This window comes from Allobosea sp. 05T422_2 (assembly GCF_056396265.1).
The window spans coordinates 1-1,511 of sequence record NZ_JBFTLD010000505.1; the positions used below are offsets into that span (position 1 = coordinate 1).

Here is a 1,511-nt window from a genome sequence, read left to right on the forward strand (position 1 = left end):
CTCTATATATGCCGCGTATAATTCTCTATGAGCTCCTGTATTTATCATATCGAATAGTATTTCGTATTCCGCACCTTCGACATCGAGCTTGAGAACGACGACATCATACAGCATTTTCTTTGCMATGATGAGGTTCGACAGCGAGAATGTCTCTACGACGTCAGAATCTGCATCCCCCGCGGCATACAGGCTGCTATTGTGCTCGGGAACGATCGATCGCCCTTCATAGGTAGGTTGGCGTCGATCCGACGGAGGCCCAAACAACTTGGTGAAGCCCTCCCGGACGCTCGCCGCCTTACCGATGATCTCGATATTCGCACTCGAACTCGCCTGGAGCGCCTGAAGATATGGCAGACAACTCTTGTTGGGCTCTATCATGATGAAATCAAAATATTCTTCGGTATAGTACCGACTGAATACGCTATATCCCTGCCCAACGTTTGATCCGCAATCGATGAAAAGCCCTCGCCCGCAAGAGCTGCTCTTTATCTTGGCGATAGCGCGCTTGGCGTCCGCTGACACGGCGATCCGCACGCGCATTGATCGGACTGGCGCGCTCAGCGATAGAGCGGACAACTCCAGAAAGCGGAGTGCACCCTCGTCCTGCAAGACGTCGGCTGACTGCTGAAGCTTGGCCGAGAGTCTGGCACTGAGACGTCCGGCTGCTCCCATTGCGGCGTTAGTCATTCCTACCTCCATGACCGCAATACGCCTTGAGCGATGTGCGGCCTCACCTGCCACGCGCCCGGCCCATTCCTATCCAAGCATCCCAACCACCCTGATCGACGGAACGTCGCTCCATGCGTCTCGTCGAGCCCCGGCGCCAATCGACTTCTGCCTGTGGCCCGAGCACATCATGGCTGCACAGTCTCGCGAAGCAGCGGGTCAGGCCGTCAGAGGACACTATGGAGACGCCTTGTGAGCGTCATCGTCCATTCGAAGGATACTGCGGACGCCCCCCGCGAAGGACCGTCAGAAATGCCATCGGATCGCTGGCGAGATCACGCCTTCGCCAGCTATCCGCCTGGAACGCCATCGCCCCCGTCAGACCACTCCGGCGTCGGAGCAAGACAGGCAACAGGCTGGCGCGCGCGTGAAAGCCTGCGGTTGCGACAGACGTCCCTGTTTGCCGCATCAGACCGGCGCATCCGCAAGGGCGTAGCGGACGGTTTCTCACCTGTCCTTGCGATGTGAGGAGAAGCGATGCAGAGCTTCCGTTCGCCGAGCTGCCCGCATCGCCGCAATGTCTTGGCTCCGCCACAGCAACCGATGTCACCAGCCCAAGTCAAATCACCAATCCGCCTCGCCGAACGTGCTACTTCGAAACCCGATATCGCTTCGACCACGCTCGGCGCAGGACGAGACCAGCCGCCAGCCCGATCATGCTGCCGACAATACTGCACGCCGCATCGACGACTCGTGGCGTGCGGCCCGGAATCCAAAATTGGGCCAGTTCGAACCCGACGGCGCCAATGATCAGCAAGGCGGCAGACAAGGGGGCGCCCTTGCGC

Annotated in this window: 2 protein-coding genes; both read right to left on the reverse strand. The window is 58.9% G+C overall.

The window, feature by feature from the left end; genetic code table 11:
- The coding region (locus tag AC1DJT_RS36625) for an FkbM family methyltransferase (protein WP_476836052.1) at positions 1-687 on the reverse strand (687 nt) is incomplete at its 3' end.
- Between the two features lie 628 nt (positions 688-1,315).
- On the reverse strand, positions 1,316-1,511 hold a 196-nt coding region (locus AC1DJT_RS36630; protein ID WP_476836053.1), incomplete at its 5' end, for a VanZ family protein.